Here is a 26107-nt window from a genome sequence, read left to right as displayed (position 1 = left end):
AACGTTAATGCTGCTTTTTTATATTTTTAGTTCATCAGCAAGCTTTTCTAATGTATTTCGATCTTGTATATAATATGTTCGGCCTTCTTTTCTTAAATAATTTTGTTGGCAAAACTGATTTAATACATATAAAAGATGACGGTAGCTGACATTTAAATATTCCGAGGCCTCGGTATGCTTTTCTATATAACAATTATTTTGCTCTGTTAATAAAATAAAAGCAGCTAATCGATTTTCAAAAGGATAACTATAGTTTTTTGCGTAATTTTCAGTGCGAGTAATTGTCTTTTCTCCAATAAATTTACATAAGTGCTGTAAAAACGTTGCATCTTGTAATAAAAGTTGCTGACAATCTTTAAGAGGAAGTGCCAAACACACACAATCTTCTAGTACTTCAACGGACTTAGTAATATTTTCTACTCCTATTAATCCTAATTCTCCGATAAAAGATGGTGCTTGAATAAAATTAATTAATGAAACCTTCCCGTTTTTATGACTCATATATATTTTGGCTCTCCCAGAAATTAAGTAATAGAGATAAGGAAGAGCATTTCCTTCGCTACATATCATCTCTTTCGTTTGAAAAGAATGCAGCTCTACATATGGCAAGACATGAAATGAAAATAGGGTATGGAATTGATGGATTCGCATGTATTGATAAATTTCTTCCTCATTTTTGCTGATTTTCATATTTTCACCCCTATGTATAGTATGAGATATCTCCTATTATCTTTACAAGAAGGAATGATACGATTTATGTAAATTTGTTTTTGTAGAAAAGAGAGTGTGATGAATTTATGAAAAAATATAAAACATTGTTATTTGATGTAGATGATACATTACTAGACTTCCAAAAGGCTGAAAAAGTGGCTTTACGGGTACTTTTTGAAGAGAAGGGAATCCCTTTAACAGACGAGATAGAGACTCGTTATAAAAAAATAAATAAAGGTCTTTGGGATGCTTTTGAAAAAGGTGAACTATCACGCAATGAAGTTGTAAATACACGATTCTCTCTGTTGTTTAAAGAGTATGGAGAAGAAGTAAATGGAATATTATTCGAAAATAATTATCGTAACTACTTAGAAGAAGGAAATCAACTCATGCAAGGTGCGTTTGAATTTATAAATCAAATTCAAGGGGAGTATGAATTGTATATAGTGACAAATGGTGTTTCTAAGACGCAAGATAAACGTTTGCGTAATGCAGGGTTACATTCATTATTTAAAGATGTCTTTGTTTCGGAAGATACAGGTTTTCAAAAACCGATGAAAGAGTATTTTGATTATGTTTTTGAACGGATTCCTAACTTTGCACCTGAAGAAGGGCTGATTATTGGGGATTCATTAAGCGCTGATATTAAAGGTGGATATGTAGCGGGAATTGATACTTGTTGGTTTAATCCAGAAAGGAAATTAAATGATAGTGGGATTATACCGACATATGAAGTGCATAATTTTGAGGAGTTAGAAGCGTTATTAAAGCAGCATGTGTAATAAAAATAGGCAGTGGAGCTTTCGTCCCCACTGCCTATTTTTATTAATTTTTATTTTCGTTATGTTTTGGGAGTGGAAAGGCATTCCCGATAGCAGCTGCACCAAGCATGGGCAATAGTAAATTAAGCGGGAAAAACATAAGTAATAGTAATGTTATAGCTATTGGCTTTCGTAACGCATAGCTTGAAATTGCTGTCGTTACGATGGCAACAGATGCTACTGGATCTATAGGAAGAATAGATGCTACTGCGTATCCGATACTTGAACCAGAAAATATAATTGGGAAGATATGTCCACCTCGCCACCCTGTGTTCAAACAAACGGCAGTAATGCACAACTTTAAAATCCCTGAAAGAAGTAGTATCCAAAAAGATAAATGGCTCCATTCAACAACTAATTCTTTTAATTGATGTTCCCCTGAAAATAATGTGTACGGAAGAAAAGTTCCCCCAATTCCTAATAAAATACCACCGATAATTCCGAGTGTCAGCTTGTATTCTCTAAAAGGGTGAATTAACTTTTCTAATGTGAATTCTAACTTGAAATAAAAGAAACCAACTATAGCGCCGATACTAGCAAGTGGAAGAAATGCGATCCATTCATTGAAAGAAAGTGCACCTTCCCCGAAATCAACAATAAAGGATCCACGATTATCAAGTTTACTCAGTAGTAAATAAACAGAAAAACCTGCGAAAGTAGTAGCTAAGTATACAATCGCTTTTTTTCCTTTAGAAAAAGCAGCAATTTGTTCCCCCTCATTTTCATTTGGTGCTAAATAACCGAATAATGGTGCGTTAAAAATGACACTTAAAGTAGCGCCAATTCCGATCTCGGTTAGCTCATTCATACCCTTTAAGGCAAATTTAAAGCGATCCCCTACCCATGTGCACAGTCCGCCTATAATTCCAACTAGTGCGGCTTCTGGACCAAGACTAGCACCGAAAATTAAAACAATAATCGCTGTTAAAGTAGCCCGATGGACAAAGCGATATTCGATTCGACCAGTTTTTTTATATTCAGCCATCACTTCAGGCATAAGGCGTGGGTATGTACCGAAATGTTTTTGTGATAGACCAACAAGGACCCCGCCAATTATTGTTACGCAAAGGGTGTAATAAGAGGGAAAAGAGAGAACTTCAGGCAAGTATCCCCAAATAAAGTGGATTCCAATATTTATTGTGACTAAAAATAACCAGACTGTAGCTCCTACTATAGATCCTAGAAGAATGCCATATAGAGCAAGTATGTAATGCATATCTTTTTTATTTGTCATGTTATACCTCCGTTATGTAAATCTTAGTAGGGAAAAAAGTGAAATATACTAGTGAAAAATGGATTGAATATATATAGTATCTTTTTGAGAAGATGGCCTATTCAACATATAGGCTAACTTTTGGGGAATTTGAATTTATAGGTTAAATTACTTATTTAATTTTATAGACTGATTTGAGGTTTTTAAAGGTCTTTTTTGAAATAGACTAGAATATATTTCTTTTGTTGCTTTATATGAAACTGTTAACATTTATTTTAGAACATTCAGAAAAACTGTTTGACATTAGGAAATTATTGCTATAAAATCAACGGTAATTGCATAGTCTTATCAAGAAAAGGTGGAGGGACAGGCCCGATGAAACCTTGGCAACAGCCGTATAACGGAATTGTGCCAAATCCTGCAGGTAGTAATCCTGAGAGATAAGAAAGAGCCTTTAGAGCGTGTTTTCAAACTGCTCCTTTCTTGTTTTCAGGAAAGGGGCAGTTTTTTATTTTGTATAAAAGAAAGGAGAATGAGAGATGGGAGAATCATGGGGAAAAGGAACAATTTGTGTGCAAGGTGGCTATACACCAAAGAATGGTGAACCACGTGTTTTACCACTTTATCAAAGCACAACGTATAAATACGATACTTCGGATGATTTAGCAGCTCTATTTAACTTAGAGGCAGAAGGATATATTTATACACGTATTGGAAACCCTACTCTAGCAGCATTTGAGCAGAAGTTATCAGATTTAGAAGGCGGTGTAGGAGCTGTTGCAACGGCTTCTGGGCAAGCAGCTATTATGCTCGCAGTTTTAAATATTTGTAGTAGTGGAGACCATTTACTTTGCTCTTCAACTGTTTACGGGGGAACGTTTAATTTATTTGGGGTGAGTTTACGTAAGCTTGGCATTGATGTTACGTTCTTTAATCCAAATTTAACGGCAGATGAAATCACGGCGCTTGCTAATGACAAGACGAAACTTATCTATGCAGAATCGTTAGGAAATCCAGCGATGAATGTTTTAAATTTTAAAGAATTTTCAGCTGCCGCTAAAGAATTAGAGGTACCTTTTATCGTTGATAATACATTAGCAACTCCTTATTTATGCCAGGCGTTTGAACATGGGGCAAATATTATTGTTCATTCTACGACGAAGTATATCGATGGGCATGCGAGCTCCTTAGGCGGTATTGTAATTGACGGTGGAAACTTTGATTGGACAAATGGAAAGTATCCTGAACTTGTTGAACCAGATCCAAGTTATCACGGTGTAAGTTACGTTCAAAACTTTGGTGCAGCAGCGTATATTGTGAAAGCACGTGTTCAGCTATTAAGAGATTATGGAAATTGTATGAGCCCATTCAATGCATATATTAGCAATATTGGCTTAGAAACATTGCATTTACGAATGGAACGTCATAGTGAAAATGCTCTTGCAGTTGCTAAGTGGCTTGCTAATCATGAACGTATTGAATGGGTGAATTATCCAGGCTTAGATAGTAATGAAAATTACTCATTAGCACAACAGTACTTGAAAAAAGGTGCTAGTGGTGTTTTAACTTTCGGTATTAAAGGCGGATTAGAAGCAGCAAAAGAATTTATCGCAAATGTAAAACTAGCAACTCTTGTAACGCACGTAGCTGATGCACGAACTTGCGTTATACATCCTGCTAGTACGACGCATAGACAATTAAATGCTGAAGATCAGCGTTTAGCGGGTGTTACATCTGATTTAATTCGTTTATCGGTTGGTATAGAAGATGTTTCTGATATTATTGCAGATTTGGAAGCAGCTCTAGTTGGAGGCAAAACACATGCCGATCATAATTGATAAAGATTTACCGGCTCGCAAAGTGTTGCAAAAAGAAAATATTTTTGTAATGACGAAGGAGCGGGCAGAAACACAAGATATACGTGCTTTAAAAATTGCTATATTAAATTTAATGCCAACGAAACAAGATACAGAGGCGCAATTATTTCGCTTAATTGGAAACACACCGTTACAATTAGATGTTCATTTGCTTCATATGGAATCACATCTATCGCGTAATGTAACGCAAGAACATTTAACAAGCTTTTATAAAACGTTTCGTGATATTGAAAATGAAAAGTTTGATGGGCTCATTATTACAGGAGCGCCAGTGGAGACCCTTGCTTTTGAAGAGGTAGATTATTGGGAAGAGCTTAAACATATTATGGAGTATTCAAAAACGAATGTAACATCTACGCTCCATATTTGCTGGGGGGCACAGGCTGGCTTGTACTATCATTATGGTGTTCCAAAGTATCCCCTTAAGGAAAAAGTGTTCGGTGTATTTGAACATGAAGTTTGCGAGCAACATGTGAAATTATTACAAGGATTTGATGAATTGTTTTTTGCTCCGCATTCTCGTCATACAGAAGTACGAGAGAATGATATTAGAGGAGTGAAAGAATTAACATTGTTAGCAAACTCTGAAGAAGCAGGTGTTCACCTTGTTATTGGGCCAGAAGGAAGGCAAGTGTTTGCCCTTGGACATAGCGAATATAGTTGTGAGACGTTAAAACAAGAATACGAACGAGATCGTGACAAGGGATTAAATATTGATGTGCCAAAAAACTATTTTAAACATAATAATCCAGATGAAAAGCCGCTTGTTAGGTGGAGGAGTCATGGTAATTTATTATTTTCTAATTGGTTGAATTATTACGTGTATCAAGAAACCCCTTATATATTGTAAAGAAAGATTGTGTAACACGTGGCAACGTTTTCCTTGTAAAGATTAACCTTTATTTTTCCGAATGTTCAAAATACATTGTTTTTCATATTTTTTACTCATATAATTTCATCTAAACACAATTTTTGAGGGGTGGACAGTACTATGAAAGAAATTCAAGTTGGGTTATTAGGTCTTGGGACAGTTGGCAGTGGTGTGGTTCGTATTATTACGGATCATCAAGAACGACTCATACACCAAGTAGGTTGTCCAGTGAAGGTAACGAAAGTATTAGTGCAAAACATTGAGAAAGAGAGAGAGGTAGAGGTACCTTCTACTCTATTAACACAAGATGCAAATGAAATTTTAGATAATCCAAATATTGATGTTGTTATTGAAGTGATGGGTGGCATTGATGATGCAAAATCATATATTTTACAAGCTTTAAAAAGCGGAAAGCATGTTGTAACTGCAAATAAAGACTTAATGGCATTACATGGAGCTGAATTATTAGCGACAGCAAAAGATAATAAGGCTGATTTATTCTATGAGGCGAGTGTGGCAGGGGGAATTCCAATTTTACGCAGTATCGTAGAAGGACTTTCTTCAGATCTTATTACGAAAGTAATGGGAATTGTAAATGGAACAACAAATTTTATTTTGACGAAAATGTCAGACGAAGGGAGAGCATATAACGACGTGTTAAAAGAAGCCCAACAACTTGGATTTGCAGAAGCAGATCCAACATCAGATGTAGAAGGTTTAGATGCAGCAAGAAAAATGACGATTTTAGCTACCCTCGGTTTCTCTACAAATGTAGAGCTTGGAGATGTGAAAGTAAAAGGTATTACCTCTATTACAGAGGAAGATATTGAATACAGTAAGAGCTTAGGTTATACAATTAAATTAATCGGTCTTGCAAAACGAGATGGTGAAAAATTGGAGGTTACAGTTGAACCAACTTTACTTCCAAATACACATCCTCTTGCAGCAGTACAAAATGAATATAACGCTGTGTATGTGTATGGTGAAGCAGTTGGGGAAACGATGTTTTATGGACCAGGCGCAGGAAGTTTACCGACAGCTACAGCTGTTGTTTCGGATTTAGTTGCTGTAATGCAAAATATTAGATTAGGGGTAACAGGAAATAGTGCTGTAGTCCCACAATATCAAAAAGTATTAAAAGAGCCAGACGAAATTGTCGTGAAAAAGTTTTTAAGACTGCATGTAAAAGACGAAATTGGTGTATTTGCAAAAATTACTTCATTGTTCTCTGAGCGCGGAGTTAGCTTTGAGAAAATTATTCAAATGCCGCTTGAAGAGAAAGGAAAGGCTGAAATTGTAATTGTAACGCATCGTGCGTCTCTTGCTGATTATGATTATATTCTACATACGTTGCAAGGGTATGTAGAAATAGATTGTTTGAAAGCGAACTATCGAATTGAAGGGGATGCTAAGTAGTATCTCTTACCATAAAACAGAAAGAGCCTATTAAGCAGCTTGCTTAATAGGCTCTTTTCTATTTAAAATCTGCGTACCAACTTGAATAAATGCTTGGATAATCCAACCTGTTGTAAAGGATAAGATGATTGTTCCAAAATAGATAGGTCCATCTAATAAAAAGCTTAACGTTAAAAATAAAAAGGCTAATGAAATCTCTGTTCTTCTAAACGTCCATTTTTTCTTCTCGGCAACCGTTAAAACGAAAGCTTCTTGAGGCGCTGCACAAAGGTTTGTAGAGACGTAAAGACCAATTCCAGCTCCAACGAATAGATTTCCGCAAATAAGTGTTATATATTTTGGAAGAGAGCGGATAGCGTCCATAATAGTTGTAATGGAACCAATCCAATCAACAAAAAGAGAAATAAGAACCATCGTTATAATTGTACCGATTGTAATTTGTTTTTTATTCCAAAAGAGTACGATAAGTGTAAAGGCAAAGTTAATCATGAAAATCCAAAAACCAATACTTATCCCAAAATTTTGATATAGTGCAATAAAGAAGGAATCATAAGGGCTAAGTCCAAAGGAAGTAATTGTCGTCATCATATTAATACCGATGGCAAGAATGAGTAAACCGCCAATGAAAAATATATATTCTAATTTGAATCGAAGCATAGTTGTATATCCTTTCTAAATGTATTTGCTAGGAAAGGATATATTGTGGAAAGCTTACCAGGTCAAGGGAGAATTTTTGTGAAAAGGGGAAAATGAGATGACAAATATAAGAAAGATTGCTGAACTTGCTGGAGTATCTGTTTCAACTGTTTCACGTGTACTAAATAATCATCCGTACGTAAATGAACAGAAACGAAAAGAAATTTTAGCGATTATAGAAGAATTAAATTACACGCAAAACGTGAATGCAATTCATTTAGTGAAAGGAAAAACGAATGTAATTGGCGTTTTATTGCCACACGTAAATGATCAATATTATAGCGCTATTATCGAGGGGATATCAAAAGAGACAGCAAAGAATAATTATAATATGATGCTTTGCCAGACGAATTATAGTGAAGAAAGAGAACTAGAAATTTTGAATATGTTAAAAATGAAAAAGCTTGATGGGGTTATTATTTGTTCTCGGACAAATAGTAAGGAGAAGCTTGAAGAATATACGAAATTCGGCCCGATTGTTATGTGTGAAGAAATAGATTCAAAATGCATTTCAAGTGTACATATCGATTACTACAAAGTATTTTCACGTGGGATGAAAAGCTTAATAGATGCCGGTCATACACGTATTGGATATTGTATTGGAAGAAGTAATAGTGTTAATAGCCAAAGACGAAAGAAGGCGTATGAAGATTCGCTTCAACAGAGTATCGTAACACCGTTAGAGACCTGGAAATTTGAAGGTTGTTTTACAGTGGAAGATGGACGCAATGTAATTAGAGAATGGGCTCATATGTCAGTAAAACCGACAGCGTTCCTTGTATCTTGTAACCATATTGCAGCGGGGATGGTTACAGAAGCAAAAAAACAAGGAATTCGTATTCCAGAGGATATTACGATTATCGGGTGTGATGATCAAGAGGTGGCAGATATATTGGGTATAACGACGATTTCGCATTCTAGTAAAAACGTTGGAGTAAAAGCGTTTGAATTATTATATGAAAAGATTAATGAAGAGAAATTAGATGTGAAGCATATAGAGTTATTACCAGAGTTAATAGATAGAGAAACGACATAATTGAGAAGGTGTGAAAATCGCTTTTCAAAATTTCGTTTGGTATAATTATGGACAATCTATGAGGGCTAAAAGGGGTTTTGATATGAGATCAAAAGTAGTAAAAGTAATTCTACTCATTACAATTGCATCTTTCTGTTTATTTGCATATGGCTTTGTTTCAGGTGTAAATGATGTATTAAATCCGAAAGCTTCAAATTTAATTAAAAAGACCGATGTAGTGGCAAAAGAGAAAAAGAAAACGGGAACGTTACAAATCGTTAGTTTAGGTGATTCATTAACGCGTGGCGTTGGTGATAAAGAAGGAATTGGCTATGTTGGGCGAATGAAAGAGGATTTACAAAAAGATTATAAGCAAAAAATTGCATTAACAAATTTAGCAGTTAGTGGTGCAAAAATGCCCGATTTATTAAAACAAATTGAAAGTAATGGCGCTCAATATTCAATTAAGCAAGCAGATGTAATTGTGTTAACGATTGGTGGAAATGATTTGTTCCCAGGCTGGGAATCACTTGGGAAAATAGATTTAGAGACGTATCGTCCTGACACAGAGACGTTTCAAAATGAAGCAAAGAAAATTATAGAAGAAATTCGTAAATTAAATACAGATAGTCCGATTTTTTGGCTTGGTTTATACAATCCTTTTGAAGATGTAGAAGATTTAAAAGGGTCTTCAAACATTGTTGTGGACTGGAATGCATCTTTAGAGAAATTAGCGCTAAACGATAAAAATGTGTATATTACACCGACATTTGATTTATTCCAAAACCGCGGGAAAGATTTATTATACTCTGATCATTTTCATCCGAACGAAGTAGGTTATACGTATATGGCAGAACGTTTAGTTCAAAATGTTGTAAGTAAATTAAAACTAGAACAAGGAGGGGTAAAATGACGATGATACTTTCCGTACGAGACTTGAAGAAGGTAATTGGAAAGAAGACTCTTGTAGAGAATATTTCCTTTGATGTAAAGCAAGGAGAAGTGTTCGGGTTCTTAGGACCAAATGGTGCTGGAAAGACGACTACCATTCGAATGTTAGTCGGATTGATTAAGGCGACAGAAGGTACGATTTCTATCGGTGGTTATTCGATTAAGGAAAATTTCAGAGAAGCGATGCGTCAAATTGGGAGTATCGTTGAAAACCCAGAGTTGTATACATATTTAACGGGATGGGAAAATTTAAAGCAATTTGCTCGTATGTTAGGTGATATATCAGATGAACGTATTATTGAAATTGCTGAAATGGTTCATTTAGATGAAAGAATTCATGACAAGGTAAAAACGTACTCACTTGGTATGAAACAACGCCTTGGAATTGCGCAGGCGCTCCTTGGAAATCCGAAATTGCTCATATTAGATGAACCAACGAATGGTTTAGATCCAGCAGGGATTAGAGAACTTAGGGAATTTATACATAAGCTTGTAAAAGAAGAAAATATGAGCGTGTTTATTTCAAGCCACTTGCTAAGTGAAGTGCAAATGATATGCGATCGCGTTGCTATTATTCATAAAGGAAAGATGATAACAGTTGCCAAGGTTGAAGAATTAATTAAAACAGCAAGTGATCGTGTAGAATGGATTGTTACACCGATTTCTAAGGCGAAAGATATGCTAGAAGCGGCCGAAGAAGTAAGGGAAGTGAGTGTAGAAGGCGATCGATTACTATGCCGCATGGATATTGCATCTATAAGTAGTTGGAATAAACACTTTGTCGCAAATGAAATAGATGTACATAGCGTTAAGGAGCTTGTATTTACGCTAGAAGATTTATTTATTGAACTCACAAGGGGTGAGCAGCATGCGTGAATTTGCGAATCTAGTTTTAAATGAATCAGAAAAGATTTACCGCAAGAAACGTATTTTTGTTGTCATGCTTATTTTAGCAATCTTGATCCCGCTTTTTGTGTATGCGCAGTATCGTGAAATAGAAACGACACAAAAAAGACTCGGTACAACTGATTGGAAGGTTTCATTGCAACAGCAAATTGTTGATTCTCAGAACCGGTTGAACAATTCTAGGTTGCCAGAAGAATGGCGTGATTGGTTAAAGGTAAGAGTTGAGCAACAACAATATTATTTAGATCATGATATTAATCCGATGGCACCGGGTGCACCGACTTTTGTCAGAGCATTTATTGAACAAGGAATTACATTATTTATTCCGCTTCTCGTAATGATTGTCGCCATTGATATCGTTTCAGGAGAACGAAGTGATGGGACGATGAAGATGTTACTTACGCGGCCGATTCGGCGCTGGAAAATACTCCTTAGTAAATACGTGACGATGTTATTTTTCATTTCGCTCATACTGTTTCTTGTAGGTTTGTTTGCTTACATATTATCAGGGCTTGTATTTGGGTACTCGGGATGGAATTTACCTGTTTTAACAGGATTCGTCATTGATAAGGAAACGTTAAATACGAACTTTGTGCATCTTATTCCGCAGTGGCAATACATCTTAATGGCGTATGGACTAGCCTGGTTTGTTGCTATCGTTGTCGGAACTATATCATTTATGGTCTCTGTTTTAATTCGTAATACACCAGCTGGTATGGGCGTTATGCTAGCTGCATTAATTGCAGGCGGTATTTTAAGCTCGTTCGCAACATCTTGGGAAGGCGCCAAATATATTTTTAGTGTGAATTTATCATTAACGGATTATTTATCAGGAAAATTACCTGCATTACAAGGTTTATCGATGGGATTTTCTTTGATGAATTTAACTGTTTGGGCAGTTGTTTCTCTTGTTATTTCGTTCGTAGTATTTACAAGACAGGATATGGTGAATTAATTAGACAGGAAGTGACAGTATGGAAAATGTTTTAAAGAATGATTGGGAGCCACTATTGGCACCAGAATTCGAGAAAGAGTATTATCTTACTCTATCCAGTTTTTTGACAGAAGAATACAGCACGCATGTTGTTTATCCGAAGGTAGAAGATATTTTTAACGCTCTTCAGTATACAAGTTATGAAAATACAAACGTTGTCATTTTAGGGCAAGATCCATATCATGGACCGAATCAAGCGCATGGTTTAAGCTTTTCTGTGCAACCTGGTGTTAAAACACCACCGTCATTGTTAAATATGTATAAAGAACTTCGAGATGAATATGGTTATGAAATCCCGAATAACGGTTATTTAGTAAAATGGGCGGAACAAGGAGTATTATTACTAAATACCGTATTAACAGTTCGTCAAGGCGAAGCAAATTCTCATAAGGGAAAAGGATGGGAGCACTTCACAGATCGTGTAATTGAACTGTTGAACGAACGTGAAAAGCCAGTTATTTTCATATTGTGGGGGCGCCATGCGCAGGCGAAGAAGAAATTAATTACGAATCCGAATCATCATATTATCGAATCTGTACATCCAAGCCCATTATCGGCAAGACGTGGTTTCTTTGGTAGTAAGCCATATTCTAAAATAAATACGATTTTAGCTAATATGGGCGAAAGAGAAATTGATTGGGAAATTCCAAATTTATAAATAGAAAAGGTAGTTAACAGTTGTTAACTACCTTTTTATTATCATTGTTGCTCGTTCTTTAATTTTGCATCTAGTACAAAAGTACCAAATGGGATAACTGATGAAACGAATGCTCCAAGTGCCCATAAAATTGATTTACGGTGTACGATTGTTACTTGAATTACTGCAAAGATGAATAGAATAAATAGAACACCATGAGCCATGCCTGTAATTTTAACAGCTGTTGCAAATCCTGCGAAATATTTCAATGGCATTGCTACAAATAATAGTAATAGGAAAGAAATACCCTCAACTAGTCCAATTGCTCTTAATCGTCCGATTGGTGTAGATAACATAAAGTAGCCTCCTTTAACGTATGCTTGTATATAGTAAATTTGTATTCTTTTTCAAAATAAAATAGTCTATTTTGTTTCATTATATACAAAAAGAAAGTTTACACTACGAGAATAGTGCAAAGTTCAAAATATAGTCACAAAAGCATGAGAATTTAAATAAAAACCTATTTGAAGTATTTGACTTCAAATAGGTTTTGTGAATGAAAATATTAAACAAGTACATCCGTTTTTAAAACGAATTTCTCTACAACTTTTGCAACACCATCGTTCATATTTGTATCTGTTACGTAGTTTGCAATTTCTTTAATATCCTCAGGTGCATTTCCCATTGCAACGCCAAGACCAGCAAATTCAATCATTGCTTGGTCGTTATAGCTATCGCCCATTGCGATAACTTCTTCACGCTTAATGCCAAGCTTTTGAATCAGTTTGTTTAAGCTCGTTCCTTTTGTAACACCGGCTTCTGTAAATTCTAAGAAGAATGGTTTCGAACGCATCACGCTTAATTGGCCTTCTAGTTGTTTTTGTAGTTTCTTTTCAACTTCAACAAGGCGTTCAGCCTCTTTATTCATTAATACTTTTACTACAGGCTCTTTAACTGCGGCTTTAAAGTCATCTACTACAACAATTGGCATACCGGTAATATCGCCCTCAATTTCAGTATAAGGATTATTTTCTTCCGTTACGATATCATCGCCCATATAAGTATGAATCCATACATCTTCAGTTTGACTAATTTCAAATAGGTTGTGAACGATTTCAGGAGATAGCGTACTACTAAAGATTTCTTCGTTTGTTTTACAGTTAATAATTTTTGCACCATTAAAAGATAGAATGAAACTGCCGTATTCTTCTAAACGAAGTTCTTTGGCTACATTGCGCATACCAAACGTTGGACGTCCAGAAGCAAGTACAACCTTTACACCTTGCTCTTGTGCAGTCATTAACGCTTCTTTCGTACGAGGTGAAATAGTATGGTCATCACGTAATAAAGTATCATCTAAATCTAAAACAATCATTTTATAAGTCATATAGAAAATTCCTTTCTTTAATTGAAATCAAAATACATGTTCATGAAGATGTTGAGGAATAATAGTAAGACATCAAACCTCTTTGAAAAGAAGTAGATAAATTATTATGAGTTGTTGCTCATAATATTGGTTAATAATCATTGGGGAAGAATAAAACCCCAATGATTAAAGTTTGATTTTATCGTAACAACTCTAAAGGTAGAGTGCAATAATGGAAGTTTTCCAATTTAAGATATTTGTTTTGCAGCGGAACGAGAAAATAGTATTTCTAGCAAGATTGCCATTACAGATCCAAGAACGAGACCATTACTTAAAAACGATGCTAGAAATGGTGGAAGTGTGGAATATGCTCCTGCTGGAACAAACATAACTCCGACTCCTGTAAAGATTGAAAGACCGGCTACTTTAAATAATCGTTCTTTATCCTGGACAGTTTCGTATTCTCGAAAGGCGAGACCAATCATGCTTGCGAATACAGGATAAATAGCGGCATAACCAACTGCAACAGGGATTGCTGCAAAGAATGAAGTAATCTTTGGAAATATACTAACGACAATAATAAAGCTTGACCCTAATATAAACGGGAGACGTTTATAAATATTAGTCGTTGCAATAAAACCTGCTGATCCAGAAATAGCGACAGGCCCAATAGCTGAAAATAGGCCGCCTAGCAATTGGTTGATTCCTGTTATAATGCCAGCTTGTTTAAAACGATCTGATGCAGCGTTTTCTTCATATTTAGAGACAACCTTTTGTACAACGCGAATGCTTGCTAACATATTTGTTAGAAGTAAGAGTGTAACGAAAATGACCGTAATTACCATGTTCCATTCAACACGAGGCATTCCGAAAACAAATAAGGATGGAAAACGGATTATGTCTGTCACTGGTGTTATTGGATTAGATAATCCGAAACATGCGAATAATATCCAGCCGCATACGATACTGAAAAGAACGGAATATTGTCCAATAATAGGTAGCTTCATGATGAAAAAGGATAGTAAAATAACAATGAGTGAAAGAATAAATACGTTAGGTTGTACTTCTGTATATTTTCCATCAAGGCCAAACATTCCCTTTAAGAAGGAGCCACTAAGCTGCGCGACAAGAAGAAATAAATACGTTCCAATGACTGTCGGTGTAAAATAGCGAACAAGTTTATCAATAAGTCCAAAAACGCTAAGAATAATACAAATAATACCGCTTAATAAGAAAGCATATTGAAGAACTTTAAGTGTCTCATTGCTTGATCCAAATAGCACGACGCCTAAACTTGCGTAAAGGGAGAAAATTCCCCACCAAAGGCCAGCAGGACCTTCTTGAATAGGAAGTTTATGCCCAAATATAGCTTGCAAGAGACCAGCAAAACCTAGAACAAATAACGTTCTTTGTACGAATGCGATAGCTTCAGCACCATCAAGACCATAACTAGTTGCGACACTAATTGGTACAATAAGGCTTCCAGCTAAAATAAATAGTGCCCATTGTAAGGCGGAAAGAAATGTCTTCATTATATCAACCTCTTTCATAGATTCCGTATCTAGTATATACGTATTTTATTTCCACTGGCAAAGATTGTAGATAGAGAAAAGAGTTGAAACACGGTATGAATGCACGTAAGCAATTATGGATAGCAGTTATATGTATGACTTTTGTTGTAATTCTAGGAACGATAGGATTTATGACGATTGAAGAGATTAGTTTGTTTCAAGCATTTTGGATGACAATGATTACTGTATTGACTGTTGGATACGGAGATGCCGTTCCTGTAACGCAAGCGGGGAAAGTATTTGCGCTTCTTATTATTCCTGTTGGCGTAGGTATTGTTACGTATGCAATTGGGGTAGTGGCAGCTATGATTATTGAAGGGAATTTATTTCATGCAGTACGGAGGAAGAAGATGGATAAACAAATAGCGCAGTTGAAAAATCATATTATAGTATGTGGTTGCGGTAGAGTGGGGCTTCAAGTTGTACATGAATTGCAAGAAAAGAATATTCCATTTGTCGTTGTTGATAAAGATGAAAGTATATTGGAGCAGGAAAAGCTTTTATTTGTACATGGAGATGCAACGGAAGATCAAGTATTACATAATGCCGGAATTTTAAAAGCGGCTGGTTTAGTTGCTATTGTTGCAAATGATGCCGAAAATGTATTTATTACATTAACAGCAAGAGGATTAAACGATACGATTAAAATTGTTGCGAGATCTGAAAAGCCAGAAACTGAAGAGAAATTAAGGCGCGCCGGTGCAAATAAGGTTATTAATCCATCTAGTATGGCAGGTATTCATATCGCAAAAGGTATTGCAAATCCATTAACCGTTCATTATATTGATACAGTGTTGTATGGAGTAGAACAGTCATTTGTCATTGAAGAAATTCTAGTTGGAAAAGATTCAATATTAGTTGGTAAATCGTTACTAGAGAGTAATGTAAGGAATCAGTTTGATGTAACAATATTAGCGATTTCAAGAAATGGGAATATTATACATAATCCGACAGGGCAGGAAAAATTGAAAGAACGTGATATGATAATAGTATTTGGTTCAGTAGAGAAATTGGGACAATTCGAGAAAGAATTACAAAGTACGAGGTGATAAGGAATGCAAATATCTAGCGACAAGATTTTAAATAAAATGGCGAATGAAATTGCGAAGGCGAAAAGTAGTGAAGGACAAAAGTCAAAAGAACATTTATTAGTTGTGCGTGCTTTATGTGACTTATTATTAGATGAACAAGTTGAAACATCTACATATAGAGAACCGCAAATTCCATCGCAAGTAATTGGATCACAACCAGTAACAACTATGCAACCAATTGCACCTGTTTCTGGGGAGCCGGTATATATAAAAGAAAGTGATGCAAACGGTAATTCTTTATTTGATTTTTAGAAGATAAATCGTTTGGCTTATATGCAAAAATTGCTTATGATAAAGGTAAAAAAGGGGAATTAAGATGAAAATTTTCTTTTTACTAGGTTGTATTGCAGCGGGGCTATCTGTTGCATTAGGGGCCTTTGGAGCACACGGTTTAGAAAATAAAATTTCTGCAAAAATGTTAGAAGTGTGGAAAACAGGCGTTACATATCAAATGTTTCATGCAGGTGGACTATTCGTAGTTGCTTTATTGATGGATAAGGTTCAATCATCACTTTTAACTACTGCTGGTTGGCTAATGGTAGCTGGAATTATTATGTTCTCAGGTAGTTTGTATGCATTAAGTACGACAGGTATTAAGTTCTTTGGTCCAATTACACCTCTTGGTGGTGTAGCGTTTATTGTGGCGTGGATTCTAGTAGGGACTGCAGTTGTAAAAGGATTATAAAAAAACAAAAGCTGGCATTTGCCAGCTTTTTTTATGGTCTTGGAGTATAAGTTGCTTGTTGACTAGGTAAATACGTAATTTCTTCTGGAAATTCTACGTAATCTAAGTAGATCATTAGTAGTAAATAGCGTTTTCCTGATTGCGGTTCACTAATAACGATATGGTCACGGCCAGCTGCTTCAATAATACCTGTATAAGATTGTGTGCCAAGGGAACTGCCACGTTCATAGGTCATTACAACCGTAGCTTGCTTACCTTTGTTTAAACGAAGGATATTTTCAATATAGGATTGCTCTAGAGGTAACATGCCTTGAGAAATTGCATATTGAGCTTGCGCAGCTTGAGCTGTTTGTTGTTGCATCGCTTGCTGCTGTTGTTGAGTCATTTGTTGCGGTTGTACATAAGTTCCAGATGGTTGATAAAAACCTGTTCCATAGTACGGATTTTGTTGCTGTGCCATTCAAAAATCCCTCCTCATTTTTATTCCTTAATATACGCTAGGGCAGTCTCCAGCAGATGGCTGGAAGAAGCAGTGCTTTTTAAAGCGACCAGAGTTTTGTTGGTTATACCAAGTTGGTGGACATGCACCTTCAGGTCTAAAGAACCATAAGGCAAAGTTGGCAGGCCAAAAACGTTGCCCTTGAATGGTCCGTCTCGCTAGGGCAATATCTTGTTCGCGTGCCCGTTGATAAAAATATCCTTTTTGCGTTGCTTCAAAACCGCCGGGGTTTTGATAAACCATTTGACGTAAATTACGAATGCTTTTAAAGTCTAAACAATTTCCGCGGACACGATTTACCCCAACGTTTCCGACCATTAACATTCCTTGTTGCCCTTCTCCTTCGGCTTCAGCACGCATCAGTCTAGCCAACAACTTTACATCTTCTTCGTTATAAGCAATAACGCCCATTATGTGTCACCTCTCTTTTTGTAATACCTTTTGGAAAGAGGTTTATCCCGCATTAACGGGCAGTAAGACTCCTGCCCTAAAATTTGGTTGAAGTAAAGAAATTAGATGGGAGATCAAACTGCCCGTAAACGCCCGATTGGTTCAACTAATAATCAGCGGGGGATTCCCCCACTGATTAAAGTTTCACTTTATCTCTAGATGAAGTGTGTAACAATTACTAGTTCATACGTATGAGGAAAAGGACTCAGATATGACAACCAAACGAAGTTTTACATTGAGAGTGGAAAATAAAAAAGCTAGCGTGAGCCAGCTTTTTTATTAAAAAACTTTAGACCATAAGTTTGAGAAGAAATCACCAATAGAGCGCATTGTTAACACAAACCAATTTGCTTTTTCAACTTCCTCTGTCGTTTTTGCAGTAACTTTCATACTTTTACTACCGTCTAAGAAACCATATTTATCAGTTGATTCTAAAGTAATTGAGCCTACTTTGGTGTCTTTCTTAATAGGAGCAACTAAATGTCCATCTTCAGAAAGAGATTTATCTAATTCAGTTCCAATTTTATAAGGCTCTTTGCTACCTTTTTTCGCAATTACTGTTATTTCTTTTTCGGGTGCAACAGTTACTTGGTCTTCTTTCCCTTTTACTACAGAGATTGTATTGTTTTTATTAACTTTTAGTTTTTGTTTTTCAAAGTTATTAAATCCATATTCGATTAATTCACGAGATTCCGTGAAACGTTCATCCATTGATTTTGTTTTAATAATAACCGAGATAAGACGTACATCACCACGTTTAGCAGTAATGGTAAATCCGTATCCAGCTGTATCAGAACTTCCGGTTTTTAAACCATCAGTACCTTCATAAGCGAAAGCAGCTCCTGGTAACATCCAATTCCAGTTTTCCATACGAATTGGTTTTGGGTGATTGTCTGGGAAGTTTCTAAATCTTTGTTTTGTATCCTCTAGCATTTCTGGATACTTTGTAATCATTGCTTTTGAAAGCATACCCATATCACGAGCTGACATAGAGTTTTCTGCATTTGGATCAGTACCCTCAGGATGTTTTCCTTTTAAGTCAGCGTTATTTAAGCCAGTAGCGTTTACAAATTTATATTTCTTTAATCCTAGCTTTTTAGCATGTTCATTTGCAAGATTTAAGAAGTTTTTCTCACTTCCTGCAAGAAGTTCTGCTAAAGCAATACTAGATCCATTTGCAGAGAATATAACAATAGAATGATATAATTCTTTTACAGTATATTGACGTCCTTTTTCGAACGGTACATTAGAGAATTCATTATTACGAGAGACTTCATAAGCGTAATCAGAAATATTTACTTTCGTATCCCATGTGATTTTTCCTTCTTTAATTGCTTCTAAAACAGCGTAAACAACAATTAATTTTGACATACTAGCAATAGCTAGCAATTCATCTGGATTTTGCTCGTGAAGTATTTTTCCTGTATCTGCATCAAATAAAAGTGCAGCCGCCGCCTCAATATGTATTTTTTCTTCCGCATGGGATGTTGTTACTCCTAAGGAAGAAATTGACAATACAAGCAATAGTAAAATAGACAAGATTTTTTTCATATAGATTATCACCTTCGCATCGTTATTTAGCATATAGCTCGTATCATTTTAGCATATCTTTACATATAAAAAGGTTACAATTTTACAAGAAATTTGAAAAAATGTTGGTTTTTCTTCAAAAGTGCAGAAAAAAGGAGATTTTTGAGGATAAATATAGAGAAGAATAAAAAAAGGAACGAATTTCGTTCCTTTTCACCATTTATATGTGTAAAAATTTCTCTACTTTTTCGTCTTGTAAAATGTTTCCAACGAAGAATGTTCCAAATTCACCATAACGAGCACTTACTTCATCGAAGCGCATTTCGTATATAAGTTTCTTAAATTGAAGAACATCGTCAGCGAATAATGTTACGCCCCATTCGAAATCATCGAATCCAACAGATCCTGAAATCACTTGGCGTACTTTACCTGCGTATTGACGACCAATTTTACTATGGCTGTACATCATTTTTTTACGTTCTTCCATAGGAAGCATGTACCAGTTGTCATCACCTTGGCGACGCTTATCCATTGGATAGAAGCAAATATGATTTGCTTTCGGTAATTCAGGATATAAACGAGCTAAAATTTGCGGATTTTGGTATGGATCCTCATCAGCTGGAAGGTAGTTGCTTAATTCAACAACAGATACGTAAGAATATGCAGGAACCATATATTCAGCTAAAGTTGTTTTATTCAATTCTGTCTCAATTTCATTTAACTCTTCCATTGTTGGACGTAAAATCATAAGCATAATATCAGCTTTTTGGCCAACAACTGTATACATTGCGTGACTACCTTTTTTCGCAGTAGCTACTTCGTTCCATTTTTCAACGACATTTAAAAATTCAGACACTGCTTGTCCGCGTTCGTCGCTAGATAATGTTTTCCATGCAGCCCAATCAATAGAACGTAAATCATGTAAACAATACCAGCCATCTAACGTTGTTGTTGCTTCACTCATTCTATTCACCTCAGTTAATGATAGTTTTACACGTTAACTATAGCATATATAGTTTTAAAATCATCTATATAAAACCTTGGCGCATAAAATTGTCACATTTAAGTGTTTAAGCAAGGTGAATTTAACGGCTGAATTTTATGAAAATATAATCATTTTTATTTTATCTATTTTTTGGGAGCTATAAGTTTAAAATATAGAAGAAAAGCAGTATTCTTAAAGATAGAGTTTTTTTAACATATGTAGGAGGGTTTATTCGTGAGCAACTTATTTACAACAGTAAAAGAAAAAGTTCAAGGAAAAGGCATTTCTATCGTACTTCCTGAAGGAACTGATGAAAGAATTTTAGGCGCTGCAGAGCGTTTAGCAAAAGAAGAGTTAGTAAAACCAATCTTAGTTGGTAATAAGGAAGAAATTAGCGCAAAAGCTGCTAGCATGAATTTAACATTAGCAGGCGTTGATATTTACGACCCAGCTACATACGAAGAAATGGATGCAATGGTAGCATCTTTCGTTGAACGCCGTAAAGGTAAAGCAACTGAAGAAGACGCTCGCAAAATCCTTAAAGACGAAAACTACTTCGGTACAATGCTTGTATACATGGGCAAAGCACACGGTTTAGTAAGTGGTGCAGCTCACTCTACAGCTGATACAGTTCGTCCAGCACTTCAAATTATTAAAACAAAACCAGGCGTTACAAAAACTTCTGGCGTATTCATCATGGTACGTGAAGAAGAGAAATATGTATTCGCTGATTGCGCAATTAACATTGCACCAAACAGCCAAGATTTAGCTGAAATCGGTATCGAAAGTGCGAAAACTGCTGAGTTATTCGGCATTGATCCACGTGTTGCTATGTTAAGCTTCTCTACAAAAGGTTCTGCGAAATCTCCAGAAACAGAAAAAGTTGTAGAAGCAACTCGCATTGCAAAAGAAATGGCTCCTGAGTTAACTTTAGATGGAGAATTCCAATTCGATGCTGCATTCGTACCATCTGTAGCTGAGAAAAAAGCTCCAGGTTCTACAATTAAAGGTGATGCTAACGTATTCGTATTCCCAAGCTTAGAAGCTGGCAATATCGGCTACAAAATCGCTCAACGTTTAGGTAACTTCGAAGCAGTAGGACCAATCTTACAAGGCTTAAACATGCCTGTAAATGATCTGTCTCGTGGATGTAACGAAGAAGAAGTGTACAAGTTAGCTTTAATTACAGCAGCTCAAGCACTTTAATTCTATAATGAATTGAAATAAAGACCGTCGCTATTATAGCGACGGTCTTTATTTTTCTAAGCCAAGTGCTTTATTATTACGATCAATAATACGTTGTAAATTCGTCTCATATAAAGGAATCTCGTCTATTGTTAATTGAGATGTTGTTAACTTTGGAGCGAATTGCTGCAATGTTTTTAAAAGACGCATCATTAAATCTTGTACTGTAATGGTTTCGCCAAGTAATTCTGAGAGTGAGGCCATCGTACTTGGTACAATTTCAGGGTACGTAAAGCGTGTTTCTTCCCCTTGAATTGCTAGGTTGTAGAAATCACGAACGAGTGCGGCACGCTCAGAGCCACTTCCGGTAGCACAGAGGTAAATTTGGACAGCGACACCCCCGCGAATACGACGTTGTGAAATACCAGCGAATTTTTGATCGCGAATACTTAAGTCATAACTACCAGGACAGTAAGAGCCAACAATTTCTTTTGCCTCGATAGTAACGTCGTAATCCTTTAACATCTCCTTAATCAAATGCCACATTGTATCGTATCCAAGATCGATATCGATACCTTTTTCTGTTTCTTGAAATAAAAGTGATACATTTAAAACACCTTCATCAAGCACGACCGCAAGCCCGCCAGAATTACGAACAATGACATTGAAGTTGTTTTGTTTTAAAAAAGAAATACCTTCTTCTAAATGCGGAAGGCGTGAATCTTGAATGCCAAGGACAATTGTATTGTGATGAATCCAAGAACGCATTGTTGCGGCTGACTTGCCATTTCCAATGCTTGTGCATAATGTGTCATCCATTGCGAATGACTGAAGTGCATGGAATGTTGGTCCTAAACTAGATTGATCTACAATGCGCCACTCTGGCTGAGATAAAATGGAACGGGAATTGCTCATATAACTAACCCCTTATCTTTAAAATGACAATCTCTATTATAGCAAAAAATGAAGAATGGAGTTTTCTCACATATAAAGGGGGAGCTTAGAGGTGAAATAATAAAAAGGATGCATTACATGCATCCTTCTTATTCTGCAATTTTTTCTAAATTACCGTTTCGGTCCATTCGGAAAGATGTTTGAGAACGTTCTTCGTCATCCATGACTGCCAATTTACGAGCACGGTTCATAATGTTCATAAGTGTTTCGTAATCTTCTTGTACAGTATGAGATTGCTTTTCTAATTTTTCTAGTTTCTTTTCTAGTTCCTCATTCCGAAGGATTTGTGCTTTAATTTCTTGTTTCAATCTCGTATTCTCGTTTTCAAGAGCTGTCACTTTTATATTTGAAGATCCGACTGTTTGTAAAAAATAAATAACATCTTGCATTGTCATAGAGCTTCTTGCAGCAGGAGCAGTAGATTCTTGATATGGAATAGCTTCTTTATATTGTACGATTGATTCTTCTTGTACTAATTCTTCATAATCAGTTATCGAATCTGAAGCTGGTGGTGTATAAAGTAAACGTTTTTTCGCTTGTTCACCGCTTGCAGCACGCATTTTATCTTTACGATGTTTTTTTGCTAGTTGAAGAGCTTGTTCATAGCTATAGCGAACAACAGCATTCCAGCGGAAACCACAAGCAGCAGATGTACGATTTAACTGATCCCCTACTTCCTCAAATGCATTTAATTGCGTACTTCCTTCTCTAACATGACGAAGTACCGTTTCAGCAAGTAATAAATCATCCTCATCTGTCCAAGCATCTTGTCTTACTTTCATAGATTCAACTCCCTTTCTTTTTATGAACTTCCTATTTTTATAATGGGCAAAAAAATAAACTTTTATACAAAGCTTTTAAAAATATGGTAGATTTCGATGAAAGGTAAAAATTTTCCCATGAATGGTGAGCGCTTCTGTAGGAGAGCATATAAATATGTAGCAATATGTAGAGAATAGGCTTTGTAGGGAAACTTGCAACGAGCTTCAAAGAGCGGTAAAATACCATTTAGTGTTTATTTTTAAATGTACTTGAGAAAAGTTTAAAATAGAGGAAGTGTTATATAATGGGAAACGAGTTTCGCGTGTGCGATGACTGTCAGGCAACGAACGTTAAAACGTTAGTTCCGAAGCTAAAAAAAGTAGATTCATGTGCAACGATTGAAGTTGGATGTCAGTCTTACTGTGGTCCTGGTCGTAAAAAATCATTCGCATTTGTAAATAACCGTCCAGTTGCGGCTCCAACAGAAGATGAGTTAATCGTGAAAATTGAAGCAAAGTTAAATAAGTAAGAAAAAGAAGAGTGAAAAGATTCCTCTTCTTTTTTTATGCCCATAAGAGGAATGGTTTATTCTGCGAAAGTAATCTTGTGTGGATGAACGTTTTCTAAAGGATGGACATAACTTTTGTATTAAAATTCCAATTTATATAAATTTATATTTCAAAATAATGGTTGACAGTCTTTTAAAGCGATAGGTAGAATAGAAGTGTCTGATTCTGAGAATCATTATCAGGGGAATAACAATTCACCTAATTTTTTTATTACTATTTGAGAATAAATTTCATTTCAATAAATATATGTTGTTGGTTAGGATGGTTGAGGGATGGAAGCGAGCGCAAGCAGTATAGAACAGCAAGAAGAGAATGTTAAAGAGATTAAGAGCAGACCGCTCATCGCTTCTATTATTTTAGTAGCGGGTACAATTTTGTTAGCTTTAAGCATGGCAGTTTCTATTTCTTTTGGGGCTGCAGATATTAGTTTAAAGACTGTATGGCAAGCTGTATTTCAGTTTGATGGATCTATTACACATCATAACGTAATTCAAGAGCTTCGCATGCCTAGAGCAATAGGGGGCGTAGTTGCAGGTGCCTTTTTAGCGGTATCAGGAGCAATTATGCAAGGTATGACGCGAAATCCACTTGCTTCACCATCGTTAATGGGGATTACAGATGGAGCTGTATTTGGAATTGCAATTATGTATGCATTTTTCCCTAATTCACCTTATTTAATGTTTGTTATCGCATCTTTTATTGGAGCTGCGTTTGGTGCAAGCATTGTATATGGAATTGGATCTTCTTCACCAGGTGGATTAACACCTGTGAAATTAGCTTTAGCAGGTGCAGCTATTAGTGCTTTATTAGGGGCAATTTCATCTGGAATCGCATTGTATTTCAATCTTGCCCAAGAGGTGAGTATGTGGAATGCAGGCGGAGTCGCTGGAGTGAAATGGCAAAGTATTAATATGTTAGTGCCAATTGGCCTTGTTTGTCTTTTTATCGCAATTATGATGTCGAGATATATTACAATTTTGAGCTTCGGTGAAGAAATTGCAATTGGACTTGGTCAAAATACGACATTGATTAAATTTATAGGAACAGTACTTGTTCTTGTTTTAACGGGTTCCGCAGTTTCCATGGCAGGATCAGTTGGATTTGTTGGTCTTGTAATTCCGCATATGACTCGTTTCCTCGTAGGCTCGGACTATAGATGGGTTATTCCATGTTCTGCGGTCTTAGGTGGGCTGTTAATTGAATGTGCAGATATGTTATCTCGCGTTATTAACCCGCCATTTGAAACGCCAATTGGAGCAATTACAGCGCTAATTGGGGTTCCATTCTTCCTCTACTTAGCACGTAATGAAGGGAGAGGAAAGATGTGAGGACGAGTGTCTTAACAAAAAAGAACATTTCTATATTAACGATTTTAGTAGGACTAATCGTTTCTATATTTCTTATTAGTTTAAATACAGGAACTTTTAAAATCCCGCCAATGGACGTATTAAAGTCATTGGTTGGACTAGGGGCTGAAGATCAGTCTGTTATTTTATTTGAATTCCGTATGCCGCGTATGGTAATTGCTATACTAGTCGGATCTGCTTTAGCTATGTCAGGCGCGATTTTGCAAGGTTTATCACGAAATCCGCTTGCTGATCCAGGTATTATAGGTATTAATGCTGGAGCGGGATTAACAGTTGTTATATTCGTCTACTTCTTCTTCGGAAAAGTAGGGACTGGTACATTTTTATCTGTATTCATTCTTCCATTCTTCGCACTAGTTGGAGCGATATTAGCAGCGGTAATTATTTATTTACTAGCATGGAAAGACGGCGTTTCATCGACTCGATTAATACTAGTCGGTATTGCCGTTGCAGCTGGATTTGGAGCTGTTAGTTTAATTTTCTCTATGAAGATGACATCTAACGATTTTCGTTTTGCTACGATTTGGCTGGCGGGAAGTCTATGGGGGACAGATTGGAAATTCGTATTAAGTGTACTTCCATGGATGGTTATTTTCTTACCGCTTGCTATAAGTAAAGCACACATATTAAATGTAATGAACCTAGGCGATTCTACAGCAGTTGGCCTTGGTGTAAACGTAGAAAAAGAAAGACGTAAATTATTATTTATTGCAGTTTGTTTAGCAGGTGCATCTGTTGCTGTTGCCGGCGGAATTGGCTTTATCGGTTTAATGGCCCCGCATTTAGCAAGGCGCCTTGTTGGTGGTAAACATCAAATTATGTTGCCCACAGCTGCGCTAATAGGAACGTTTTTACTTTTATTCGCAGACGTAATTTCAAGAAGTGTACTAACAACTTCAGAAATACCAGTCGGTCTTGTTATTTCTGTAATTGGTGCACCGTATTTCATTTATTTACTTATGAGGACAAAATAAAGGGAGGCTTT

At 36.1% G+C, this 26107-nt stretch carries 28 protein-coding genes and 1 riboswitch; of the genes, 16 read left to right on the top strand and 12 right to left on the bottom strand.

Annotation, left to right across the window (positions count from 1 at the left end; all coding sequences use genetic code 11):
* Positions 1 to 18 precede the first annotated feature (18 nt).
* The gene (locus tag GBN91_RS16110; RefSeq protein WP_000703327.1) at positions 19 to 690 is read right to left on the bottom strand and encodes a transcriptional regulator YeiL; all 672 of its coding nucleotides are present in this window, start codon (positions 688 to 690) and stop codon (positions 19 to 21) included.
* Positions 691 to 797: 107 nt separating this feature from the next.
* Here GBN91_RS16110 and GBN91_RS16105 point away from each other — a divergent pair, with 107 nt between their 5' ends.
* On the top strand, positions 798 to 1493 hold the full coding sequence (locus GBN91_RS16105) for a YjjG family noncanonical pyrimidine nucleotidase (protein WP_069604551.1): 696 nt from the start codon (positions 798 to 800) through the stop codon (positions 1491 to 1493).
* Between the two features lie 43 nt (positions 1494 to 1536).
* On the opposite strand, the gene GBN91_RS16100 is transcribed toward GBN91_RS16105, so the two are convergent.
* Positions 1537 to 2766: a chloride channel protein gene (locus tag GBN91_RS16100; protein WP_046393124.1), complete on the bottom strand. Its 1230-nt coding sequence runs from the start codon at positions 2764 to 2766 to the stop codon at positions 1537 to 1539.
* Positions 2767 to 3087: 321 nt separating this feature from the next.
* Positions 3088 to 3192: riboswitch (SAM riboswitch) on the top strand.
* 92 nt (positions 3193 to 3284) lie between these two features.
* Here GBN91_RS16100 and GBN91_RS16095 point away from each other — a divergent pair.
* The 3 genes from GBN91_RS16095 to GBN91_RS16085 all read left to right on the top strand — a co-directional run bounded on the left by GBN91_RS16095 (position 3285) and on the right by GBN91_RS16085 (position 6909).
* Positions 3285 to 4583 (top strand): bifunctional O-acetylhomoserine aminocarboxypropyltransferase/cysteine synthase, encoded by a 1299-nt coding sequence (locus tag GBN91_RS16095; RefSeq protein WP_000504780.1) that lies wholly within the window; start codon positions 3285 to 3287, stop codon positions 4581 to 4583.
* Positions 4567 to 5472, top strand: a complete 906-nt coding sequence (metA, locus tag GBN91_RS16090; RefSeq protein WP_152121764.1) for a homoserine O-acetyltransferase MetA — start codon at positions 4567 to 4569, stop codon at positions 5470 to 5472. The genes GBN91_RS16095 and metA overlap by 17 nt, the downstream gene beginning before the upstream one ends.
* 141 nt (positions 5473 to 5613) lie before the next feature.
* Positions 5614 to 6909, top strand: a complete 1296-nt coding sequence (locus tag GBN91_RS16085) for a homoserine dehydrogenase (RefSeq protein ID WP_017672913.1) — start codon at positions 5614 to 5616, stop codon at positions 6907 to 6909.
* Between the two features lie 30 nt (positions 6910 to 6939).
* Here GBN91_RS16085 and GBN91_RS16080 read toward each other — a convergent pair whose 3' ends face one another.
* Positions 6940 to 7566, bottom strand: a complete 627-nt coding sequence (locus GBN91_RS16080; protein ID WP_149150095.1) for a YczE/YyaS/YitT family protein — start codon at positions 7564 to 7566, stop codon at positions 6940 to 6942.
* Between the two features lie 97 nt (positions 7567 to 7663).
* Between GBN91_RS16080 and GBN91_RS16075 the strand changes: the two genes are divergently transcribed.
* Genes GBN91_RS16075 through GBN91_RS16055 form a run of 5 tightly spaced genes read left to right on the top strand, consistent with a single transcriptional unit; the run spans position 7664 to position 12129 of the window.
* Positions 7664 to 8641 carry a LacI family DNA-binding transcriptional regulator gene (locus tag GBN91_RS16075; RefSeq protein ID WP_000181975.1) on the top strand — a complete coding sequence of 326 codons (978 nt, stop codon included), beginning with the start codon at positions 7664 to 7666 and terminating at the stop codon, positions 8639 to 8641.
* A 10-nt stretch (positions 8642 to 8651) separates the two neighbouring features.
* Positions 8652 to 9533 carry an SGNH/GDSL hydrolase family protein gene (locus GBN91_RS16070; RefSeq protein ID WP_002022849.1) on the top strand — a complete coding sequence of 294 codons (882 nt, stop codon included), beginning with the start codon at positions 8652 to 8654 and terminating at the stop codon, positions 9531 to 9533.
* Positions 9530 to 10447, top strand: coding sequence for an ABC transporter ATP-binding protein (locus tag GBN91_RS16065; RefSeq protein WP_000177827.1), 918 nt, complete (start codon positions 9530 to 9532; stop codon positions 10445 to 10447). Before GBN91_RS16070 ends, GBN91_RS16065 begins: the two co-directional genes overlap by 4 nt.
* On the top strand, positions 10440 to 11432 hold the full coding sequence (locus GBN91_RS16060; protein ID WP_001206477.1) for an ABC transporter permease subunit: 993 nt from the start codon (positions 10440 to 10442) through the stop codon (positions 11430 to 11432). Before GBN91_RS16065 ends, GBN91_RS16060 begins: the two co-directional genes overlap by 8 nt.
* Positions 11433 to 11451: 19 nt before the next feature.
* On the top strand, positions 11452 to 12129 hold the full coding sequence (locus GBN91_RS16055; protein ID WP_152121761.1) for a uracil-DNA glycosylase: 678 nt from the start codon (positions 11452 to 11454) through the stop codon (positions 12127 to 12129).
* Between the two features lie 41 nt (positions 12130 to 12170).
* Here GBN91_RS16055 and GBN91_RS16050 read toward each other — a convergent pair whose 3' ends face one another.
* The 3 genes from GBN91_RS16050 to GBN91_RS16040 form a co-directional block, all read right to left on the bottom strand.
* Positions 12171 to 12464: a DUF3817 domain-containing protein gene (locus tag GBN91_RS16050; RefSeq protein ID WP_000953396.1), complete on the bottom strand. Its 294-nt coding sequence runs from the start codon at positions 12462 to 12464 to the stop codon at positions 12171 to 12173.
* 209 nt (positions 12465 to 12673) lie between these two features.
* A complete protein-coding gene (locus tag GBN91_RS16045; protein ID WP_000221397.1) occupies positions 12674 to 13495 on the bottom strand; it encodes a Cof-type HAD-IIB family hydrolase in 822 nt (273 codons plus the stop codon).
* A gap of 227 nt (positions 13496 to 13722) precedes the next feature.
* Positions 13723 to 15006, bottom strand: a complete 1284-nt coding sequence (locus tag GBN91_RS16040; protein WP_152121760.1) for a purine/pyrimidine permease — start codon at positions 15004 to 15006, stop codon at positions 13723 to 13725.
* Positions 15007 to 15101: 95 nt separating this feature from the next.
* Here GBN91_RS16040 and GBN91_RS16035 point away from each other — a divergent pair, with 95 nt between their 5' ends.
* The 3 genes from GBN91_RS16035 (at position 15102) to GBN91_RS16025 (ending at position 16821) form a co-directional block, all read left to right on the top strand.
* Positions 15102 to 16094: a potassium channel family protein gene (locus tag GBN91_RS16035; protein ID WP_000993984.1), complete on the top strand. Its 993-nt coding sequence runs from the start codon at positions 15102 to 15104 to the stop codon at positions 16092 to 16094.
* 6 nt (positions 16095 to 16100) lie between these two features.
* Positions 16101 to 16388, top strand: coding sequence for a YwdI family protein (locus GBN91_RS16030; RefSeq protein ID WP_001167352.1), 288 nt, complete (start codon positions 16101 to 16103; stop codon positions 16386 to 16388).
* Positions 16389 to 16452: 64 nt separating this feature from the next.
* On the top strand, positions 16453 to 16821 hold the full coding sequence (locus GBN91_RS16025; protein ID WP_000688315.1) for a DUF423 domain-containing protein: 369 nt from the start codon (positions 16453 to 16455) through the stop codon (positions 16819 to 16821).
* A 31-nt stretch (positions 16822 to 16852) separates the two neighbouring features.
* Here GBN91_RS16025 and gerQ read toward each other — a convergent pair whose 3' ends face one another.
* The 4 genes from gerQ to hemQ form a co-directional block, all read right to left on the bottom strand.
* Positions 16853 to 17281, bottom strand: a complete 429-nt coding sequence (gene gerQ / locus GBN91_RS16020; protein ID WP_000068652.1) for a spore coat protein GerQ — start codon at positions 17279 to 17281, stop codon at positions 16853 to 16855.
* A gap of 27 nt (positions 17282 to 17308) precedes the next feature.
* Positions 17309 to 17731 carry a cell wall hydrolase CwlJ gene (cwlJ, locus tag GBN91_RS16015; RefSeq protein WP_000538167.1) on the bottom strand — a complete coding sequence of 141 codons (423 nt, stop codon included), beginning with the start codon at positions 17729 to 17731 and terminating at the stop codon, positions 17309 to 17311.
* Between the two features lie 318 nt (positions 17732 to 18049).
* A complete protein-coding gene (locus GBN91_RS16010; RefSeq protein ID WP_000722870.1) occupies positions 18050 to 19321 on the bottom strand; it encodes a serine hydrolase in 1272 nt (423 codons plus the stop codon).
* Between the two features lie 199 nt (positions 19322 to 19520).
* On the bottom strand, positions 19521 to 20264 hold the full coding sequence (gene hemQ, locus GBN91_RS16005) for a hydrogen peroxide-dependent heme synthase (protein ID WP_001287598.1): 744 nt from the start codon (positions 20262 to 20264) through the stop codon (positions 19521 to 19523).
* A 255-nt stretch (positions 20265 to 20519) separates the two neighbouring features.
* On the opposite strand from hemQ, the gene pta reads away from it, so the two are divergent.
* Entirely contained in the window at positions 20520 to 21491 is a 972-nt protein-coding gene (gene pta / locus GBN91_RS16000) for a phosphate acetyltransferase (protein WP_000067215.1), read from the top strand.
* 48 nt (positions 21492 to 21539) lie between these two features.
* Here pta and lipL read toward each other — a convergent pair whose 3' ends face one another.
* Positions 21540 to 22385 carry an octanoyl-[GcvH]:protein N-octanoyltransferase gene (gene lipL, locus GBN91_RS15995; RefSeq protein WP_152121758.1) on the bottom strand — a complete coding sequence of 282 codons (846 nt, stop codon included), beginning with the start codon at positions 22383 to 22385 and terminating at the stop codon, positions 21540 to 21542.
* A 128-nt stretch (positions 22386 to 22513) separates the two neighbouring features.
* Entirely contained in the window at positions 22514 to 23206 is a 693-nt protein-coding gene (locus GBN91_RS15990) for an RsfA family transcriptional regulator (protein WP_000868358.1), read from the bottom strand.
* A gap of 284 nt (positions 23207 to 23490) precedes the next feature.
* Between GBN91_RS15990 and GBN91_RS15985 the strand changes: the two genes are divergently transcribed.
* From GBN91_RS15985 to GBN91_RS15975, 3 genes are all read left to right on the top strand, one after another.
* Positions 23491 to 23715, top strand: coding sequence for a YuzB family protein (locus GBN91_RS15985; protein ID WP_000526079.1), 225 nt, complete (start codon positions 23491 to 23493; stop codon positions 23713 to 23715).
* A 312-nt stretch (positions 23716 to 24027) separates the two neighbouring features.
* The gene (locus tag GBN91_RS15980; RefSeq protein ID WP_000388294.1) at positions 24028 to 25083 is read left to right on the top strand and encodes a FecCD family ABC transporter permease; all 1056 of its coding nucleotides are present in this window, start codon (positions 24028 to 24030) and stop codon (positions 25081 to 25083) included.
* Positions 25080 to 26096: a FecCD family ABC transporter permease gene (locus GBN91_RS15975; protein WP_001260757.1), complete on the top strand. Its 1017-nt coding sequence runs from the start codon at positions 25080 to 25082 to the stop codon at positions 26094 to 26096. The genes GBN91_RS15980 and GBN91_RS15975 overlap by 4 nt, the downstream gene beginning before the upstream one ends.
* The last annotated feature ends 11 nt before the right edge of the window (positions 26097 to 26107 follow it).

The organism is Bacillus sp. B1-WWTP-T-0.5-Post-4, from assembly GCF_009183795.1.
Lineage (GTDB): Bacteria > Bacillota > Bacilli > Bacillales > Bacillaceae_G > Bacillus_A > Bacillus_A cereus.
The sequence above is the reverse complement of the archived record's forward strand: the minus strand, read 5'-3'. Positions and strand labels throughout refer to the sequence as shown.

Bases quoted from the DNA above. Each gene is read 5' to 3' on its own strand.
- GBN91_RS16110 (WP_000703327.1), bottom strand. From the start codon at position 690: ATGAAAATCAGCAAAAATGAGGAAGAAATTTATCAATACATGCGAATC.
- GBN91_RS16105 (WP_069604551.1), top strand. From the start codon at position 798: ATGAAAAAATATAAAACATTGTTATTTGATGTAGATGATACATTACTA.
- GBN91_RS16100 (WP_046393124.1), bottom strand. From the start codon at position 2,766: ATGACAAATAAAAAAGATATGCATTACATACTTGCTCTATATGGCATT.
- GBN91_RS16095 (WP_000504780.1), top strand. From the start codon at position 3,285: ATGGGAGAATCATGGGGAAAAGGAACAATTTGTGTGCAAGGTGGCTAT.
- metA (WP_152121764.1), top strand. From the start codon at position 4,567: ATGCCGATCATAATTGATAAAGATTTACCGGCTCGCAAAGTGTTGCAA.
- GBN91_RS16085 (WP_017672913.1), top strand. From the start codon at position 5,614: ATGAAAGAAATTCAAGTTGGGTTATTAGGTCTTGGGACAGTTGGCAGT.
- GBN91_RS16080 (WP_149150095.1), bottom strand. From the start codon at position 7,566: ATGCTTCGATTCAAATTAGAATATATATTTTTCATTGGCGGTTTACTC.
- GBN91_RS16075 (WP_000181975.1), top strand. From the start codon at position 7,664: ATGACAAATATAAGAAAGATTGCTGAACTTGCTGGAGTATCTGTTTCA.
- GBN91_RS16065 (WP_000177827.1), top strand. From the start codon at position 9,530: ATGACGATGATACTTTCCGTACGAGACTTGAAGAAGGTAATTGGAAAG.
- GBN91_RS16060 (WP_001206477.1), top strand. From the start codon at position 10,440: ATGCGTGAATTTGCGAATCTAGTTTTAAATGAATCAGAAAAGATTTAC.
- GBN91_RS16055 (WP_152121761.1), top strand. From the start codon at position 11,452: ATGGAAAATGTTTTAAAGAATGATTGGGAGCCACTATTGGCACCAGAA.
- GBN91_RS16050 (WP_000953396.1), bottom strand. From the start codon at position 12,464: ATGTTATCTACACCAATCGGACGATTAAGAGCAATTGGACTAGTTGAG.
- GBN91_RS16045 (WP_000221397.1), bottom strand. From the start codon at position 13,495: ATGACTTATAAAATGATTGTTTTAGATTTAGATGATACTTTATTACGT.
- GBN91_RS16040 (WP_152121760.1), bottom strand. From the start codon at position 15,006: ATGAAGACATTTCTTTCCGCCTTACAATGGGCACTATTTATTTTAGCT.
- GBN91_RS16035 (WP_000993984.1), top strand. From the start codon at position 15,102: ATGAATGCACGTAAGCAATTATGGATAGCAGTTATATGTATGACTTTT.
- GBN91_RS16030 (WP_001167352.1), top strand. From the start codon at position 16,101: ATGCAAATATCTAGCGACAAGATTTTAAATAAAATGGCGAATGAAATT.
- GBN91_RS16025 (WP_000688315.1), top strand. From the start codon at position 16,453: ATGAAAATTTTCTTTTTACTAGGTTGTATTGCAGCGGGGCTATCTGTT.
- gerQ (WP_000068652.1), bottom strand. From the start codon at position 17,281: ATGGCACAGCAACAAAATCCGTACTATGGAACAGGTTTTTATCAACCA.
- cwlJ (WP_000538167.1), bottom strand. From the start codon at position 17,731: ATGGGCGTTATTGCTTATAACGAAGAAGATGTAAAGTTGTTGGCTAGA.
- GBN91_RS16010 (WP_000722870.1), bottom strand. From the start codon at position 19,321: ATGAAAAAAATCTTGTCTATTTTACTATTGCTTGTATTGTCAATTTCT.
- hemQ (WP_001287598.1), bottom strand. From the start codon at position 20,264: ATGAGTGAAGCAACAACAACGTTAGATGGCTGGTATTGTTTACATGAT.
- lipL (WP_152121758.1), bottom strand. From the start codon at position 22,385: ATGAGCAATTCCCGTTCCATTTTATCTCAGCCAGAGTGGCGCATTGTA.
- GBN91_RS15990 (WP_000868358.1), bottom strand. From the start codon at position 23,206: ATGAAAGTAAGACAAGATGCTTGGACAGATGAGGATGATTTATTACTT.
- GBN91_RS15985 (WP_000526079.1), top strand. From the start codon at position 23,491: ATGGGAAACGAGTTTCGCGTGTGCGATGACTGTCAGGCAACGAACGTT.
- GBN91_RS15980 (WP_000388294.1), top strand. From the start codon at position 24,028: ATGGAAGCGAGCGCAAGCAGTATAGAACAGCAAGAAGAGAATGTTAAA.